The sequence below is a fragment of the Paenibacillus sp. JCM 10914 genome (assembly GCF_001315105.1).
In the GTDB taxonomy this organism is placed as follows: domain Bacteria; phylum Bacillota; class Bacilli; order Paenibacillales; family Paenibacillaceae; genus Paenibacillus_AQ.
Genome location: NZ_BAZR01000026.1, coordinates 60668 through 77422, shown reverse-complemented (window position 1 = coordinate 77422; position 16755 = coordinate 60668). Strand labels below are relative to the sequence as shown.

Here is a 16755-nt window from a genome sequence, read left to right as displayed (position 1 = left end):
GAATTTATTTATATAAATATATATATTGGTATATTTTAATGATTATATATATATTGAATTTGTAACCATGTTGATTCTGACTTATAGGAGGAATAAGCTGTGTCTCAAAACCCTAATGCTCAAGAAAAAGAAGGTATAATCATTAAACAAATTATAGCCGAAATGGAGTCAGCTCATAATCGACATAATGCCGATGAACTGGATTTCCACTTCACCGCCAACGCTACGTGGGTTAATGTATGGGGATCTCGATTATCTGGTTGGGACCAAATAAATAAAGCTCATAGGTTGGCTTATGAAGGACCGCTAAGAAATTCATATGCCCGTTACGAGGTCTTAAATATTTCATTTGTTAGATCAGATGTAGCAATTGTACACATTGGGCAGTCCTCAACAAATAGTCTTGGACAGGACCTTTAAAACGCTCAAAAAAGCACTGCCATATATGTGATGACTAAAGATAGTGACACGTGGAAAGTTGTCGCAGGGCAAAATACGTTAATTCAATGACCTTAGTTTAAAATAATGCTGCCTTATCTGAAAGCTGCAATATTTGTAATACACCCGGAGACGATAGTCCAACGTGGACATAACGGCAGCCGACCACGACCGGCTGGATGCTAAAGTATACTCATGCTGGCAATGGACACGCTTAAGGTAAGTATTATCTTATGCGGGAGGTCATCGCTTTTTGAAATTTGAACTAGGACGTTGCTTACTGAATGAACGATTGATGGAATCCGGAAAGTCAGCGGAATGGCTAGCAAGAGCCTTGCTTTTTAAACCGGAACGAGTTTACGACTTTATTGAAAACAAAAGAGTGATGCCACTCAAAATTGCCATATCGATCGCCGATTCCATCGGTTGTGATGTTCGTGCCTTGTATGAATTAATTCCGAAAGATAATGAAGCAAAGGGAGATTAATGGATAAGTGGTAGGTTGTATTTAGACTACAATTGTGATCCATATAGCTTACGGAAAAACATTAGCTCAATCAAAATAAAAAGGTAGCTGATCATTGTGATCGGCTATCTTTTGTTAAGCTAACTGGCAGGATTTTTTGGAACATTAGATGCATTTTCTGGACCAGCTGGAACATCATTAATCCCGAAATTAGTACAGAAAAACCAAATAAAACAAGCAAATGCCGTTATTCAGGGATTGGGTCAGATTGGTTTTGTTATTGGACCTATTATATCTGGGAGTGTAATGGAATTCGCTGGTGTAACAACTGGTTATTTAGTCTCGGCTATTATTGTTCTTTTGTCTGCCTTTTTTATGTTTCCACCTTTCTTGAAAGAAGGTCCCATAGACAACACAATTAAACAAACACCGCTTAAAGATCTAATAGAAGGGTTTTCTTATGTAAAAGCAAGTAAATTTTTAATTACAGGTACTCTGATATTAATTACGTTAAACTTCTTTGCTTTCGGAGCGATATCCATTGCAATCCCAATTTTAGTGGAAACGTATGGAGGGACACCCATTAATCTTAGTTACATTGATGCAGCTTTAGGAGTTGGGATGCTAGTAAGTACAGTAATAATCGGTATGGTTAAAATACGACGTAGGGGATTAACCTCGATTGTTGGATTAATTGCAACATTGATCGTAGCTATAGCATTTAGTCAAATTCCTAATTTATATATTTTGACAGCCTTGGCGTTCTTAATTGGATTTACCATGACATTTGTTTCAATTCCATTCTTCACTTCAGCTCAAGAAGATACTGATCCTCGCATTATGGGGGGTCATGAGTATTGTATTCTTAGCCATGAACGGGTTTGATCCGCTGGCCTATGCAAGTGTAACATTATTTGTGTCTTGGGGTATTGATGTTCAACAAGTGATTTTGTCCTTTTCCATTGTTGGTCTAATTATTGCTCTTACCATTTTATGGAGAGGGCAGACGTATAGAAATTACAAGTCTAACTATTAATCAGCCAATTTGAATTGCTAATCAAGAGTGGATAATTGGCGATCGATAGAAAAGAGAGGCACGCTCTTTCTCTTGGAACATTTAGGTAAGAAATTTGTTAAACTGTCTAATAAAAGAAAGATAATAAAATAAAAACTAAAGAGGTGTGTTTAATGAAAAAATGCATTGGGCTTGTGAAGATTTTTTTCGTATTTGCAACAGCTTCAGTCGTTTCAGCGGAGAGTGCAACCTGACTATTCTTCGGGGAAAACAGTGTCATACCAAGCCGATTTACATGCAGCAGAGCGAAGTAGGCGAATTCAATTGTTTTTTGAATCCTATGGAATTCCAATCCCAAAAGAATTGCAACAGTGGATTACTCAACGATTAACTGTACTTTGCGATACATTACGAAATGGTGCTGCCAATGGAAATCCTGCCTATCAAAAAATGGTTGAAGAAGGGCACTTGGCGCACTATGAGCGTGAGATTGAGTTTTTAAATGATAATTTTGAAGACTGGATGAGGAATTGATCATTAAGCAAGCTAGCCCAATAGGGGACCCTGATGTATTGCGACTTTTATTTCGATATATCATACATGATGTAGTATAATTTTTAAAAAAAGACAATGGAGAGAAAAAGATATGACGGAAAAGAAAGATAAGAAATTGAATCGCTACGTTCTTACAGAAGAACTGTATGACATATTGAAGCAACAAATTCTGTCCCACAGGATGGCGGCCGGCGATAAAATAAATATCGATCGCTTGTCTAGGGAACTTGGCGTAAGCAATATTCCGATTAGAGAATCCTTGTCCCGTCTGGTTTCGGAAGGGTTCGTAAGGTTAATTCCGTTTAAGGGGATGTACGTTGCCGAAATGAGCTTAAAGGATATCGACGAGATTTTTGAGATTCGAAGTCAACTCGAAGATTTGGCGATACGCAAATCGATAGCACATATTCCGCCCCATCGGCTTGAGGCTGTTCTTGATGACCTTCTATCCCACGAACCGGGGAGAGGGGAAGTAGACCGGGAAACCAGAATTTTTAAGATGAATGGCGACTTGCACGGCACGATTCTACATTATGCGAAGAACGAGAATTTGAAGGACATGGTGACAAGCCTGATTCAGCGCATCCATCGGTATTTGAATGATACGCGTTGCAACATTGATGTGGAAGCCGAAAAAATCGAGCACGAACTCATTGTCCGTGCGCTTCTTGAGCGCGATACCGAACAGGCGGCAGAGGCAATGCGCAACCATTTAAGGAACGCTCACGAAAGACTTCGTGTCAATTTCGAAAAATAAAAAGGGGGTTAAGTATCCGCTAAAAAGCTCGAGCTTGCTTATTTACATCAAAAATCGTGTATGATAATATGAAAATCATACACGATTTTGTAAGGGCTTTAATAATGAGGATGGGGGGAGTACCAATGCCAATTACCTCCTTGAAAGTGGCTTTAATAGACGGCCCCATGTATGGGCCACTCTATCGAAGCCTTGAGGTATTCGAACAAATCACAGGGATTGCCGTTAATGTCGCATTCAAAGGCACGCATCCGGAGTTGAACGCTTTATTGAAGGAAGCGTTCGACGCGAAAGAGAGTCCTTTCGATCTCGTGTCTACGCATTCCAAATATGCGCCTTCGCAAGCGGAGCACCTGCTGTCGTTAGACCGCTATTTCGACCAAAGCGCACTGGCTGATTTCGCTCCGACCCTGATTGAACTTTGTCGGGTTGGAAGCGAGCTGAAGAGTATCCCTCGAAACTTTGACGCAAGATTGCTGGTGCATCGTAAGGATCGCCTTGCCGAACTGGGCATCGGCGTACCTGAAACCTGGGACCAGTTGGGGGAAGCCTCACGCCGGGCTAAAGCGGCGGGCTATACCGGATTGGTGTACCCAGGCAAAGGGTCGGGGCTGTTCGGCACTTTCTTCGAACTGTTGTCCAGCGAGGACGGCCAACTGTTCGATGAGAGGCTGCAACCGGCGTTCAACAGCGCGGCTGGCCTTGCCGCGTTACAGCGGCTGCGGGATTGGTATAAGGAAGGATTGACTCCTGAAGGACTGCCGGAGATGGAGTACGACGAAGTATCGGCCAACTTCCGCAACGGGGACAGCACGTTCGTCACGGATTGGCCAGGTTATTTCAGTCTGTTCACCGATCCCGCGTTTCCGTTGGCCGGACGCTTCGACTTGGCATTAACGCCGGCGGGCTCGCAGGGACGGCGCGCCGTCTACTGCGGCAGCCATTCGTTCGCAGTTCTTGCTGGAACGCAGCATCCGGAACAATCCGTGCAGTTACTGCATCACCTCACCTCTCACGAGAGCCAGCTCATCGATGCGAACCATGGTCATGTGCCGGTCAGAACTTCCGTAATGGACAAGCTGAAAAAAGCAGCGGCAGAGCATTCATTGGAAGCGCGCAGGTTATCTCTATTGGAGGAAACGATTCGTACGAGTGTGGTCATTCCTCCGAAGTTCCCAGAATATCCGCTCACGGAAGACATTCTCTGGCAGAGCTTTCAAAGCGCAATCGTTGGTCGTCTCGAGCCGCAGGAGGCGCTGGATAAGGCGGCCTTCGAAATCGGCAAGGTAGTTGGAGCGTACAGGTAAACGATTTTGGATGAGGAGGTCAGAGAATCTATGATGCTGGAAGATCAGGTGTGCATCATAACGGGCGGAGGTTCAGGGATTGGTGAAGTCGCAGCGGAGCGATTCGCGGAGGAGGGCGCTAGCGTCATCATCGTGGATATCGACGAAGCGGGCGGTCAGCGGGTAGCGGAGAGCATCTCGTCCAAGCCTGGGAGACGGCAGGCCTATGTGATCAAGGCGGATGTGTCATCGGAGCAGGATGTACAAAGAGCTGTCGCTGAAGTCGAGGAACGCTTCGGTCGTATCGACATCCTGTTCAATAATGCAGCAACCATCTTGCCCAAGGAGTTGGAAGAGGTCACGGTAGACGAATGGACCCGGGTTATTAATATCAACCTCAAAAGCGTATTTCTGATGATCAAGACGTGCATTCCTGCGCTTCGCAAGTCGAAAGGGAACATCGTCAATATGGCTTCGCTGAACGGCCTCGTCGGTCAGAAGCAAAATGCGGTATACGCTTCGACGAAGGGCGCAATCGTAGCGCTTACGAAAGCGCTTGCACTCGATTATGCGCCGGATGGCGTCAGGGTAAACTGTCTGTGCCCTGCCGGAGTCATGACACCGCTCTTGGAGAAGTGGAGGCTTGAGCAAGACGATCCGGAGGAGACGACTCGCCTTCTTAATAATATGCATCCGCTCGGCCGGCCCGCTGATTCCGAGGAAATCGCCGATGCTGCGTTATTTCTAGCTTCGCGCGGCTCGCGGTTCGTTACAGGTGTAGCGCTGCCGGTTGACGGTGGAGCGTCTCTTGGATACTAATTTCACCATTATACCTGAAGGGTGATGACTCTATGAAAATTACAAAAGCGGAAAGCTTCATTTTGCATGTCCCGATCACTCCGCCGATTACGGATGCCATTAACGTGGCCACGCATTGGGGAGTCACCGGCGTTCGCATCGAAACGGATGAAGCCTTGTCGGCTACGGCTATACCGGTACGACGGCTAAAGGCGATGAAATGATCGCCGACACGATCGACCGGTATTATGCACCCGCACTTATCGGTAAAGACCCGTTTAACGTCAAACAAATTTGGGACGAGCTCCGCTTCGGTCCGATGCACTGGATCGGACGCTCCGGCATTACGCATATGGCGCTTGCAGCCGTCGACATCGCGTTGTGGGACATTATGTCCAAGGCGGCCGGAAAACCGCTGTGGCAATATTTGGGCGGGCATAAGCCGGATAAGATTAAAGCCTACAATACGAACGGCGGTTGGCTGAACTGGAGCAAGGACCAATTGATTAAAGACATCACAGGGATTCTGGAGCAAGGCTTCACGGCAGTCAAGATGAAAGTCGGCAAGCCGGATCCGCGGGAAGACTTCGATCGGGTGCAGGCCGTCCGGCGTGCAATCGGCGATGAGGTCGGTCTGATGATCGACGTCAACCAGCAATGGAACATTACGACCGCCATGACCTGGGGCAAGAAGCTGGAGCAGTTCGACTTGATCTGGCTGGAGGAACCGCTAAATCCAGACGACATCTCGGGGCACCGCAAGCTTGCGGATGAATTGAACGTTCCTATCGCGCTTGGAGAGCATGTCTACAATAAATACGCTTTCCGGGACTATATCACGCAAGGAGCCGTTGAGTATGTGCAGGTGGATGTTACTCGGGTAGCCGGGATCACCGAATGGCTGCAGATCGCAGGCCTTGCTGCTGCTCACGATCTCCCTGTGTGTCCTCATGTCGGGGATATGGGACAAATTCATCAGCATCTTGTGGCCGCTACGCCGAACGCGATTATGCTGGAATACATCCCTTGGATCAAGCACATTTTCGAAGAGCCGATTAACGTAGTCAATGGCTTCTACACGCTCCCGCAACAGCCGGGCGCTTCGACGACGATTATCCCTCGCTATTTTAACGAATATCGGGTCAGGTAAGCAGGTACATCGATAGTAGGCCACGAATAGCAGAAGCAACTATGGCGTAGTTGTTGTAGTTGCTCTGCTTGGCATAACATCCGTACAAATCGGGGGGAACTGAAATGAGATTACGCAATAAAACGGTGATCATCACCGGTGCCGGCTCCGGAATCGGCAAAAGCTCGGCGCTATTGTTTGCCCGCGAAGGGGCTACTGTGATCGTTAACGATATTCAAGAGCCTGCCGGAGAGCAGACGGTTAAGGAAATCCGGGCTGCCGGTGGCATCGCCCACTTCATCCAGGCCGACGTAACCGACGTGCAGTCGGTTCAATCGATGGTGGACAAGGCTTTGAATCTTGTCGGTCACATTGACGTGCTGTTCAACAACGCAGGCATTAGCGGAGTCGGCGCGATACACGAGATTGAGCCCGAGCAATGGGACAAGGTCATCAACGTGAATATCCGCGGCGTGTTCTTGCCTACCAAGTACGTGGTGCCTCATATGATAGAGCGCAGATCGGGCAGCATTATTCATATGTCCTCTTGCATTGCCGAGATCGGATTGGCGAGGAGAGCTTCTTACGCAACGTCCAAAGGGGCGGTGCTTGCCCTAACAAAGTCCATGCAGGTGGATTATGCGCCCTATAATATTCGAGTCAATGCCTTGCTGCCGGGAACGATTCTAACCCCCTTCGTGGAAAACTATCTTAAAACCTCCTATGCCGATCCTGAGGAAGCTAAGCGTTCGTTGAAATCCAGACAGCTCAGCAATGATCTTGGCAGCCCGGAAGACGTAGCGAATGCGGCATTGTTCCTCGCTTCCGATGAATCTAAATTCATGATGGGATCACCTCTCTACATCGATGGGGGAGTCACATTTGGCAAGAATGCATAACCCAAAGGAGTGAATAAAAATGAGATTGGCAACGATTGAACAACAAGGCGAGCATCGCCTCGCAATTGAACAGGATAACCATATTGTCGATATCGGTAAAGCGTTGGAGGATTACCCGGCGGAGGGAATTCCAACCGACGTTATGGAAGTTATTGCAAGCGGAGAACAGGGGCTTAAGCGATTAAAAGCGTACCTGGCCGCGCTTCCAAGTGAAGGCTCTTCGGATGCAGGCTATGTTCTGGACAGTAAGGATATCGTTTATGGCCCGAGCGTAACCCGTCCCGGCAAGATCATTTGTATCGGCCTGAACTACCGCCGGCATGCGGAAGAGACAAATGCGCCGATTCCGAAATACCCGATCCTTTTCAACAAATTCAGTAACACGGTGACCGGACACGGGCATGACATAGCCTTGCCCAACCGGGTGACCCAAGAGGTGGATTATGAAGCGGAACTCGTGATTGTCATCGGGAAGAAAGCAAAATATGTCGGGAAGGGAGAAGCGTTGGACTATGTGTTCGGGTATACGAACGTGAACGATCTGTCGGCCCGCGACTTGCAGATGAGAACCCCCCAATGGCTGCTTGGGAAGTCCTGCGACCACTTCAGCCCGCTCGGACCCTATCTGGTCACCTCCGATGAAGTCGGCAACCCGAATCAACTGGCTATCCAGTCTACCGTGAACGGGGAAATTCGTCAGCAGTCTAACACGTCCGATATGATTTTTTCCTGTGAAGAAATCGTAAGCTACATCTCGCAGCATATGACGCTCGACCCGGGGGACATTATTTTAACAGGAACACCGGAAGGCGTTGTGCTTGGTTATCCCGAAGATCGGCGCGTCTACTTGAAGCATGGGGATGTTGTTACCATAGAAATCGAGAAACTGGGCCAATTGACCAATCGCATGGTGGACGAAGCATATTAAAGATTGAACGGTGGAAACACGAATTGATAGCAGGGTAGCTTAATTCCCTTTCATTTGTAATGGTGACGTTAAAGCTTTTTGTTCGAAAGGAACCGGGTTGGAGATAGGTTCACGCGGATTAAAGTGTTAAAATAGAACGAGGTTGTTGAGGGACAAAAACATCGTCGCAATGAAAGCCGCTATTTTAGCGGTTTTTTTGCGCACCCGGTTCATGCCGTTACGGTTGAAGCACGGCGGCATTCATCAAAACAGACTTACAAATCTTGATGTCCGGATTTCCAGTCGATGGAAACCATGTTTTAGTTTGTGTTACTCTGTCTAATAGTGAACTCGATTTAGAGAGAGGGATGTTACTTGAAAAGAAACGTATTATATATTGAAGATAATGAGAAAATAGGCAGTTGGGTAAAAGAAGAATTAGAACAGCGAGGGTTCGCAGTTCAGTGGCTGCTAACTGGTGAAGGGGCCGAAAGAGAAGTAAATCAGCATGAAATCGTTATTTTGGATATCATGTTACCCGGTTTAGACGGATTTACTGTGGGAAGACGATTAAAAAAGGCAGCTCCTGCTGTTCCTATTTTGCTGTTAACTGCTCGAACATCGATAGATGATAAGGTAGATGGTTTACAATTTGCTGATGACTATGTAACGAAACCATTCCATACGGATGAATTGGTTGCAAGATTAGAAGTATTAATTCGTCGAAGGGGCGGAATACATTCCGAACGCATTTCATTAGGAAATGAGATTGAAGTAGATCCACAAGGCCAAATGGTGTTTGACAAAACCACAGGAGAAGAAATTATATTGACAGGGCGGCAGCATCAAATCTTAATGTACTTCTTACGGCACCCCAATCAAGTTTTGCCAAAAGAACAAATTTATGAAGCTATTTGGGAAGAAGCATATATAACGGGTGATAAAACATTAATGGTGCATATCCATCGACTGCGCCAAAAGTTGGAACGTCATCCAGATTCACCGGATATTATTGAAACGTTGAAGGGGATAGGCTATCGGGTGAAATTATGAAGCAGAATAGATCATTATTTCGTCGTTTTCTAAAAGCACATTTTCTATTTATCTTTTTTCCTCCGGTTATGCTTATTTTCTTCAGTGCGTTTTTTGGGTCTTCAGATATCAATGAAAACAATATAAATACGTTAAATCTATTTTACGTTACCGTGCTATTGTTTGGTTTTATTATTGTTGCATTTGTTATTTTATCTTGGCTGTTCTTCTTGAAACTTCAAAAGCGTCTCGCCTGCTTACAGGAAGTCATGTCAGTTTCAGCTAAAAATAACTCATTCCCTAAACCCATATCTGTTCAATCGGATCGTATGGATGAGATAGACGAGTTAGGAAGTTCTTTTAATTGGATGATTCAGCAGCTTGAAGACAGTCGTAAACGAGCATATGAAGAGGAATTGTTACGACATCGGCTCATTGCGAATTTATCTCACGACTTACGAACGCCACTTACCATTTTGAGAGGACATGTCACCAGATTAAATAAAGAAACCTTGAGTTTCGAAGGACAACACTCATTAGCAGAGATGAACCATACGATTACTAGGGTCGGAGATCTAATGGATGATTTACTTTCCTATACATTGCTTACCTCAGGGAAACATCCTTTTGGGCCTGTTTCAACAGATATTGGACGTTTAGTAAGGGCATCTGTTGCTGCGTGGTATCCTGCATTTGAAGAAAAAGAAATTCAGCTGGATGTTAATTTACCGGCAGCGGAGACTTTTTATTGGGAAGCAGATCCTACATGGATGACACGGGTTCTGGACAATTTATTTCAGAATATTCTTCGCCATGCAGCAGAGGGGAAATATGCCAACATTGTGGTTGATGTAGAACAAGAACAGATCATTGTTGCAGACAGAGATCCAGGTATGAATAACTCTTCCTATGGGGATGGGGCGGGGATTGGTTTATCGACTTGTCATTATATGTTGAACAAAATGAAGCTGAAGGCTGACTTTACTTCAAATGAAAATGGCACAAGAGTAGCTATTGGTAGAGCTTAACCTAAAGTTAACCCAGAATTAAACAGGCTGATAAACGTGTTGTAACTTTGCTTCTTTATAATTGGAACCATAACAGAAAGGATGTGTTATGGTTGCTTACCATTCATAACTTGGTCAAATATCGCGGAACTCAAGAAATCTTATCAGGTATCAGTTTTAAAGCTAGACCAGGGAGAGTAACTGGTTTTTTAGGTCCCAATGGGGCAGGGAAAAGTTCTACACTTCGCATCCTGCTTGGATTAGATCGTGCTACCTCTGGGAGTGCACTCATTAATGGCAAGCCATTCGCAGAATTACATAATCCTTTAGCAACAATAGGTGCTGCATTGGACGGATCTGGAGCTCATCGTATGCGAACAGGACGGGCACACTTGCGTTGGATTGCCCGTGCCGCAGGATTGTCTAACTCACGTGTCGAGGAAGCTCTGGAAATAGTAGGGCTTACTAACGCAGCTGGCAAAAGAGTTGGGAAGTATTCTCTTGGTATGGGGAGAAGACTCGCAATGGCAGCTGCGCTACTTGGTGATCCCAAAATATTGGTTTTAGATGAACCCGTGAACGGGCTTGACCCGGAAGGAATTCGATTTATTCGGACATTCTTACGTGAACGGGCTGAGTCCGGAAACACGGTGTTACTATCCAGTCATCTAATAGGAGAGCTTACTGAGACTGTTGATGATGTCGTGATTATTAAGCGTGGAAACATTGTTGCAGATGGAACATTGGAAGAAGTAATAGGTAACCATTCCACGCTGGAGAAAGCCTTTTTTGCCCTGACATCTGCACATGCAGGTGATGTTGTATGAGAGCATTCAACGCGGAACTATCTAAATTGTTCTCCCTGCCGGGCATTTGGCTTGCTTTTCTCATTGGAGCAACTACCCCAGCGGTCATAGCTGCCTTGGACAGTATAGCTCAAAAAGAGGAGATTATAGCTGGAGTTAGCACGCGGCTATCGGAAGTTGGCTATATTGGATTAGCTCTTGGTGTGCAAGGTGTCATTATTCTAGGTGTGCTTGCTGTCAGCAGTGAATATTTGACAGAGAGTAGTGAATCTGGTGGAGGTCAACAGATTACAACAAGTTTAACGGTTGTTTCATCAAGGCTTCATTTCTTGCTGGCAAAGGCAGGCGCTGTGACAGTAATCAGCATACTGCTTGGTGTTGTTGCTATAGTGACAACCTTGTCAGTTACGCATCTTGTTCTTGGTGAATATACCCCTGCATTTGAATGGTCTAAACTGATCGGTGCAGTTTGTTACTGGACATTCACTGCTCTTGTGGCCTTTGGGATTACTGTACTAACTAAGAATGGCACTATTCCGCTTGCTGTGCTTATCATTAATACATCCGTTGTTTCATTCAGTTTCCTGCTTTCTAAGGTTACAAAGTTAGCGTTATATTTACCAGATAGGGCTGGCCTTGAAATGTTTATCTTTCTGAGCGACAGGTTTCTCACACCGTTCACAGGCGGCTTAGTCATGTTTGCTGGGTAGTCGTTCTTTTCATGGTTGCAGCTCTTGTATTCCATAGAAGGGATGTTGCATCATGAGTTTCCCTTCTAGTAGAAAGAGAATACAGATCCTTCGTGCTGAACTGGATAAATTAGTTGCATTACCATTGACATGGCTCACTATTATGGTACATTCATTCTTAATTTACTTTTAGCCGCGGCTTTTACTTCGGTTGGTCTACAAGGTGCTGCAGGGACGCAAAGTATACTCAATATAGGGCTTGCTACTATGGGATATCTTCAAGCAGGATTCATTATTCTTGGGATAAAAGCTACTTGTTCGGAGTATACCGGTGGACAGATTCGAACTACGTTAGCTACGATACCTTGGCGTGGGGTTCAATTATCCATGAAGCATTTGGCATTGGCAATCATAACCATTCCTGCGGCTTTTATGATGGCTGCATCCGGTGTACTATATACTTTTATGATGATGAGAGACACAGCAGTAGGTTTTGAAATAGACGCAATGATAGTAGCATTAGCAGGTGCAACAGGCTATCTAACATTAACCACACTTCTCAGTGCAGCTATGGGAGCTTTATTAAGACGAACCACTCCTGCATTAGTGGTACTGCTTGGTTATTATTTCGTTGTCAGTCCATTGATGAGGGATTTTTTACCTGGGTTTAAAAATTATTTTCCGGATACGGCAGGATCTTATATGTATATGCCGCCTTCTCCCGATGAATTAAATGCCCTTACACCAATACAAGGGACAGGTATTTCAATGTTATGGACACTGATCTTTATTTCAGTAGCTATTGTATTTTACCGTAAACGAGATGCCTAAGTTTAGGTCATCATTTTAACTGATAAGGAAATGAATTTGCCCCTGATATTTGAAACTAATCAGATCTCAACCATGGAAAGGCTATACTTTATTTACAGGTTGGCGCAACCTTGTAACAAGCTATGCATTTCAGAGGAGATATGAGAAATGGAACTTTCAAAGAAAAAGATCATTGGTTTGAGTCTTGCAGGGATCTTGGCTTTAAGCAGCACTTCTATATTCACGGTCACAGGTGGACCTTCGTTTAACGATGTCAAAGACGCACAAAATGATTTTGATCATGACCAGGTCATGGAGGAAAGAGATTCAGAAGTTGCAGTAGGGATTTCAGGATTTATTCTCGAACAGCGTGAAACAAGGAATAAATAATAAGGCGAGCAGCTAACCGCTGCCCGCCTTATTTATAGAAAAGATCGACAGATTTCAAGTAGCATGAAGGCTTTATCCGATTGATGTACCTTCCGGCAATTCAAAATCAGGCTTCAACAGAACGACATCTCCCTGTTCTGGCAGGCCGCCAAGAACCAAAACTTCCGATTTAAATCCCGCTATACGGCGTGGAGGAAAATTAACTACCCCTATGATCTGCTTACCGATGACGGTATCAGCCGTGTACCTATTCGTAATTTGCGCGCTGGATGTTTTAATTCCGATTTCCGATCCAAAATCGATTTCCAGTTTGATGGCCGGAATTTTAGCTTTTGCAAAAAACTCGGCCTTGGTAATTGTGCCGATACGGATATCCAGTTTCAAAAAATCGTCGAAAGTTGCCATTTCAACATTCACCTCTTCATCATTTTTCTGAATGTATTGCACCAATCAATGCGAAAGATATTGGGCAGATGAATACTTAAAGGTTAGGTTTGCAGCCAAAGTATATCAGTAAGCCCAGCAGCGTAATCAAACCACCTACAAATTGAAATGCGGAGATCATTTCTCCCAAGAATAGATAAGCCAGAATAATGGCCAACACAGGTTCGCCGATAATGCCTACGGAAACGGTTGTTGCACCGATGAACTTGAGCAGCAGGTTGAAAATATATTGGCCAAAGATCGTGGGAATGATCGCAAGCAGAAGGAAATATGTCCAATCCGAAGATGTGTAATTGGTCAAAGAAAGATTATTCAACAAACTGTAGACGAGCAGGACACTTCCACCAATAAAGAAGACGACAACACTGTATAGGATTGAATTGATTTTTTGGCTCACTTTCTGTCCGACCAGCATATAAGCTGCGACTAGTATCGTTCCTACCAGAGATAAACCGTCCCCGATCAAAGCTTCTCTTGAAACGCCAATATCTCCCCATGCGATAATGATTGAGCCAAACAGTGCGGCGACCAAGCAGAGAACGGTCAGAACGCTCGCTCGTTCCTTAAACATAAAGTACGAACCGATCATCACAAACAAAGGCTGTAGCGCCAAGATCACCATGGAACTCGCGACAGAGGTATATACCAATGACTCCATCCAAAACAGGAAATGCAAACCCAGAAGCAGGCCGGCCAAAAAAACGGTTTTCCAATCCTTTGAGTACATTTTTGAGGAGCGGAGCGTTTTCCAGGGGACAAATGGAAGCATAATGATTGCCGATAAATAAAGTCTGTACATACCGGCTACAGCGGTTGGTGTATCTGAAGATTTGATCATGATCGAAGATACGGATACCGACAGAATAGCGATGAACAGTAGTATATAAGGATGAAGCGGTAACGATGATTTGTATCTTTTCACTATAACCCTCCAAGAGGGCCTATCCAATCGTCTGTGCACAGGCTAGTGATAAGCCAGATTCATGATATAATAATATCATCGATTTTTGTTTTTTTGTGCAAATATATCTTTCTTTTATATAGATTTATCGTCATAGAAAGGAGATTCTTATAATGGCTAATCCGCTGCATGAGACTATTTTGTATCCCGACGATTCATTTCCTTATATCATGTACACGCATACGCTTCATACAAGTATTCCTGAAGGCAGAGGATTCAACGACCTGCACTGGCACGAGGAGTTGCAGATCACTTTAGTGACGAAAGGAAAACTGATTATTCAAGTAAATGGGATTGATCATGAGCTGGAAACCGGCCAGGCGATTCTGATCAACAAGGGAGTTCTTCATGTGACAACGCAGCTAACACATGAAGGTCAATATGTGAGCTTCAATTTTCCTGAGAAACTGCTCTCCTTCTACACGGACAGTGCCATGGAAAAAAAATTATGTTCTCCCTTTTACCAATTCTTCTTTCGTTTCGCTGGTGATCAAAGGAGACAAGGAGTGGGAGAAGCAGGTATTGGACATCCTTTGGCAAATGAGAAAGAAGTTTAATATAAAAAAAGCTGGGGATGGGAATATGAGGTTTCGATACAAACCGTACAGCTATGGTTCGTCTTGATCTCAAATATATCGGTCTCTCCCGAGGAAGCACCGAATCACGTGAAGCGGCAACAGGAGAGACTGCAATTGATGCTTAGCTTCATACATCTAAACTACTCGTTTCCTGTAACGCTGCAAGAAATTGCCGATGCTGCACATCTGAGCATCTCGGAGTGCACCCGCTGTTTTAAAAAAACGGTTCACATGACGCCATATGAGTACCTGATCAAATACCGGATTAAGAAAAGCAGTGAATTATTAATATCAACGGACGATACCGTAACCGAGATCGCCGGTAGTGTAGGCTTCAATCATGTCAATCACTTTATTCAGTCCTTTAAAAAGCACCACAAAAGAACACCCAAAGATTTTCGAAAGCATAGAACTGAACATAACCACTAAGAAGTCATTCTGTGTTTAAGGAAGTAAAAAGACGCTTCAAAACACTTTTCAAAGCCTCAATCAATTGTTCTTGGTGGTCTCGTGTCGGATTCTTCTCATTTGGACTAAACACTATGTTATTGGTAAAATTACTAAGCGCAAGGTATAAAGAAGTTGGATATAGGAGTATAACATGGACAAATCAAAATCTGGCCTGAGCGAGCTCAAGCGCCATCTCACCACATTCGCTGTAGCGTTCCTTGGAGGGCTATTGTTCACCTGGATCGACATTCCTGTGCCATGGCTGCTCGGACCGATGGTGCTCACTCTGGCTGTCTCGCTGATCTTCAAAATATCGCTTCCTTGGCATAGTAGCATACGCAATGTCGCCATGATTCTGATCGGTTATATGATCGGCTTGTCATTTACAATGGAGACACTGTGGGCGATGGCAGGTTATCTGCCTGCTATGCTGCTTCTGACGGGAATGCTAATGCTGATGTCCGGCGCGTTTGCATATCTGATGTCCCGACTGTCAGGCCTTGATTTTCCCACGATACTGATGGGGAGCATCCCTGGAGGACTGACCCAGACACTCATTCTGGCGGAGGAGACCAAGGGAATTGATCTGACAACAGTGACCGTCTACCAGGTTATTCGGCTGATGATGGTCATCCTCGCGGTGCCGCTGCTGCTGTTCAGTCCATTGTATGGAGTGGATCGTGCCGCGCTGACGGACGAGGTAATCTCGGGTGCCAACACGGTTCCTGAAGGTGTCCGGGTTGGGGCAGGGCTGTCTTGGGAAATGTTCGCATTCGTCATTACAGCTTGGGCAAGCGCACTCGCAGCCCGCCGAATCAAGCTGCCCACTCCTTATCTGCTCGGACCCATGCTTGGCGTCATGCTACTGCAACTGCTGTGGCAGCCGGCCCCTGAGATGCCGATTATCGCCAGCGATGCGGCTCAACTCATGCTTGGCACGGGTATTGGCCTCATGCTGAAACCCTCAGGCATACAGCACAAGCTGCGAACGATCGGCTACGCGATGGGCAGCTCACTATTACTGATCACAGGTGCAGCCGGGCTCAGCTTGCTGCTATACCTGCTATGCGGGTTCGCACCTGCCACGGCGCTATTGAGCATGGCTCCTGGAGGCAGCGACCAGATTAGCATCCTGGCTCATGAGGTCAATGCCGATCTGCCTATGGTTGCGGGCTTTCAGCTTTTTCGCACGTTCTTCATCATGCTCGCCGTGCCACCGCTAATTCGCCTGATTCTCAAGCTGCACAAGGGACGCTCGATACGGACTTCCCAGCAGGATAGGCGGCAGCCGCGAGCTTAATTTCGTCTTCTTATATCATGGGAAGATGTTCTACACAC

20 protein-coding genes and 1 pseudogene are annotated in these 16755 nt (G+C 45.3%); 19 read left to right on the top strand and 2 right to left on the bottom strand.

The window, feature by feature from the left end:
- Positions 1–99 precede the first annotated feature (99 nt).
- The 17 genes from JCM10914_RS22005 to JCM10914_RS21930 all read left to right on the top strand — a co-directional run bounded on the left by JCM10914_RS22005 (position 100) and on the right by JCM10914_RS21930 (position 12984).
- Positions 100–420 (top strand): SgcJ/EcaC family oxidoreductase, encoded by a 321-nt coding sequence (locus JCM10914_RS22005; protein ID WP_231638737.1) that lies wholly within the window; start codon positions 100–102, stop codon positions 418–420.
- Between the two features lie 271 nt (positions 421–691).
- Positions 692–925, top strand: coding sequence for a hypothetical protein (locus tag JCM10914_RS22000; protein ID WP_023964813.1), 234 nt, complete (start codon positions 692–694; stop codon positions 923–925).
- A gap of 123 nt (positions 926–1048) precedes the next feature.
- Positions 1049–1789 (top strand): MFS transporter, encoded by a 741-nt coding sequence (locus tag JCM10914_RS21995; protein ID WP_370570274.1) that lies wholly within the window; start codon positions 1049–1051, stop codon positions 1787–1789.
- Between the two features lie 403 nt (positions 1790–2192).
- The gene (locus JCM10914_RS21990) at positions 2193–2453 is read left to right on the top strand and encodes a hypothetical protein (RefSeq protein WP_148300244.1); all 261 of its coding nucleotides are present in this window, start codon (positions 2193–2195) and stop codon (positions 2451–2453) included.
- Positions 2454–2565: 112 nt separating this feature from the next.
- Entirely contained in the window at positions 2566–3231 is a 666-nt protein-coding gene (locus tag JCM10914_RS21985) for a GntR family transcriptional regulator (RefSeq protein ID WP_023964805.1), read from the top strand.
- Between the two features lie 125 nt (positions 3232–3356).
- On the top strand, positions 3357–4538 hold the full coding sequence (locus JCM10914_RS21980) for an extracellular solute-binding protein (protein WP_052019894.1): 1182 nt from the start codon (positions 3357–3359) through the stop codon (positions 4536–4538).
- Positions 4539–4568: 30 nt separating this feature from the next.
- Complete coding sequence (locus JCM10914_RS21975; RefSeq protein WP_023964801.1) at positions 4569–5336, top strand: SDR family NAD(P)-dependent oxidoreductase; 768 nt, start codon at positions 4569–4571, stop codon at positions 5334–5336.
- A 32-nt stretch (positions 5337–5368) separates the two neighbouring features.
- Entirely contained in the window at positions 5369–5539 is a 171-nt protein-coding gene (locus JCM10914_RS30840) for a hypothetical protein (protein ID WP_023964799.1), read from the top strand.
- Entirely contained in the window at positions 5536–6465 is a 930-nt protein-coding gene (locus tag JCM10914_RS21970; protein ID WP_023964797.1) for a mandelate racemase/muconate lactonizing enzyme family protein, read from the top strand. The genes JCM10914_RS30840 and JCM10914_RS21970 overlap by 4 nt, the downstream gene beginning before the upstream one ends.
- Before the next feature lie 104 nt (positions 6466–6569).
- A complete protein-coding gene (locus tag JCM10914_RS21965; protein WP_023964795.1) occupies positions 6570–7343 on the top strand; it encodes an SDR family NAD(P)-dependent oxidoreductase in 774 nt (257 codons plus the stop codon).
- Positions 7344–7362: 19 nt separating this feature from the next.
- Positions 7363–8271, top strand: a complete 909-nt coding sequence (locus JCM10914_RS21960) for a fumarylacetoacetate hydrolase family protein (protein ID WP_023964793.1) — start codon at positions 7363–7365, stop codon at positions 8269–8271.
- 354 nt (positions 8272–8625) lie between these two features.
- Positions 8626–9303 (top strand): response regulator transcription factor, encoded by a 678-nt coding sequence (locus tag JCM10914_RS21955; RefSeq protein ID WP_023964791.1) that lies wholly within the window; start codon positions 8626–8628, stop codon positions 9301–9303.
- The gene (locus JCM10914_RS21950) at positions 9300–10310 is read left to right on the top strand and encodes a HAMP domain-containing sensor histidine kinase (protein WP_023964789.1); all 1011 of its coding nucleotides are present in this window, start codon (positions 9300–9302) and stop codon (positions 10308–10310) included. The genes JCM10914_RS21955 and JCM10914_RS21950 overlap by 4 nt, the downstream gene beginning before the upstream one ends.
- Before the next feature lie 92 nt (positions 10311–10402).
- Complete coding sequence (locus tag JCM10914_RS21945; protein WP_023964787.1) at positions 10403–11116, top strand: ABC transporter ATP-binding protein; 714 nt, start codon at positions 10403–10405, stop codon at positions 11114–11116.
- Positions 11113–11805 carry an ABC transporter permease gene (locus JCM10914_RS21940; protein ID WP_231638736.1) on the top strand — a complete coding sequence of 231 codons (693 nt, stop codon included), beginning with the start codon at positions 11113–11115 and terminating at the stop codon, positions 11803–11805. The genes JCM10914_RS21945 and JCM10914_RS21940 overlap by 4 nt, the downstream gene beginning before the upstream one ends.
- Positions 11806–12171: 366 nt before the next feature.
- Complete coding sequence (locus JCM10914_RS30835) at positions 12172–12615, top strand: hypothetical protein (RefSeq protein WP_023964785.1); 444 nt, start codon at positions 12172–12174, stop codon at positions 12613–12615.
- 147 nt (positions 12616–12762) lie between these two features.
- On the top strand, positions 12763–12984 hold the full coding sequence (locus JCM10914_RS21930) for a hypothetical protein (RefSeq protein ID WP_023964783.1): 222 nt from the start codon (positions 12763–12765) through the stop codon (positions 12982–12984).
- 72 nt (positions 12985–13056) lie between these two features.
- Here JCM10914_RS21930 and csaA read toward each other — a convergent pair whose 3' ends face one another.
- Entirely contained in the window at positions 13057–13389 is a 333-nt protein-coding gene (gene csaA, locus JCM10914_RS21925; protein WP_036719504.1) for a chaperone CsaA, read from the bottom strand.
- Positions 13390–13465: 76 nt separating this feature from the next.
- Positions 13466–14350, bottom strand: coding sequence for a DMT family transporter (locus JCM10914_RS21920; RefSeq protein WP_023964779.1), 885 nt, complete (start codon positions 14348–14350; stop codon positions 13466–13468).
- Positions 14351–14502: 152 nt separating this feature from the next.
- Here JCM10914_RS21920 and JCM10914_RS21915 point away from each other — a divergent pair.
- Both JCM10914_RS21915 and JCM10914_RS21910 read left to right on the top strand, forming a co-directional pair.
- Positions 14503–15396: pseudogene (locus tag JCM10914_RS21915) on the top strand (helix-turn-helix domain-containing protein).
- Between the two features lie 172 nt (positions 15397–15568).
- Entirely contained in the window at positions 15569–16717 is a 1149-nt protein-coding gene (locus tag JCM10914_RS21910) for an AbrB family transcriptional regulator (protein WP_023964773.1), read from the top strand.
- The last annotated feature ends 38 nt before the right edge of the window (positions 16718–16755 follow it).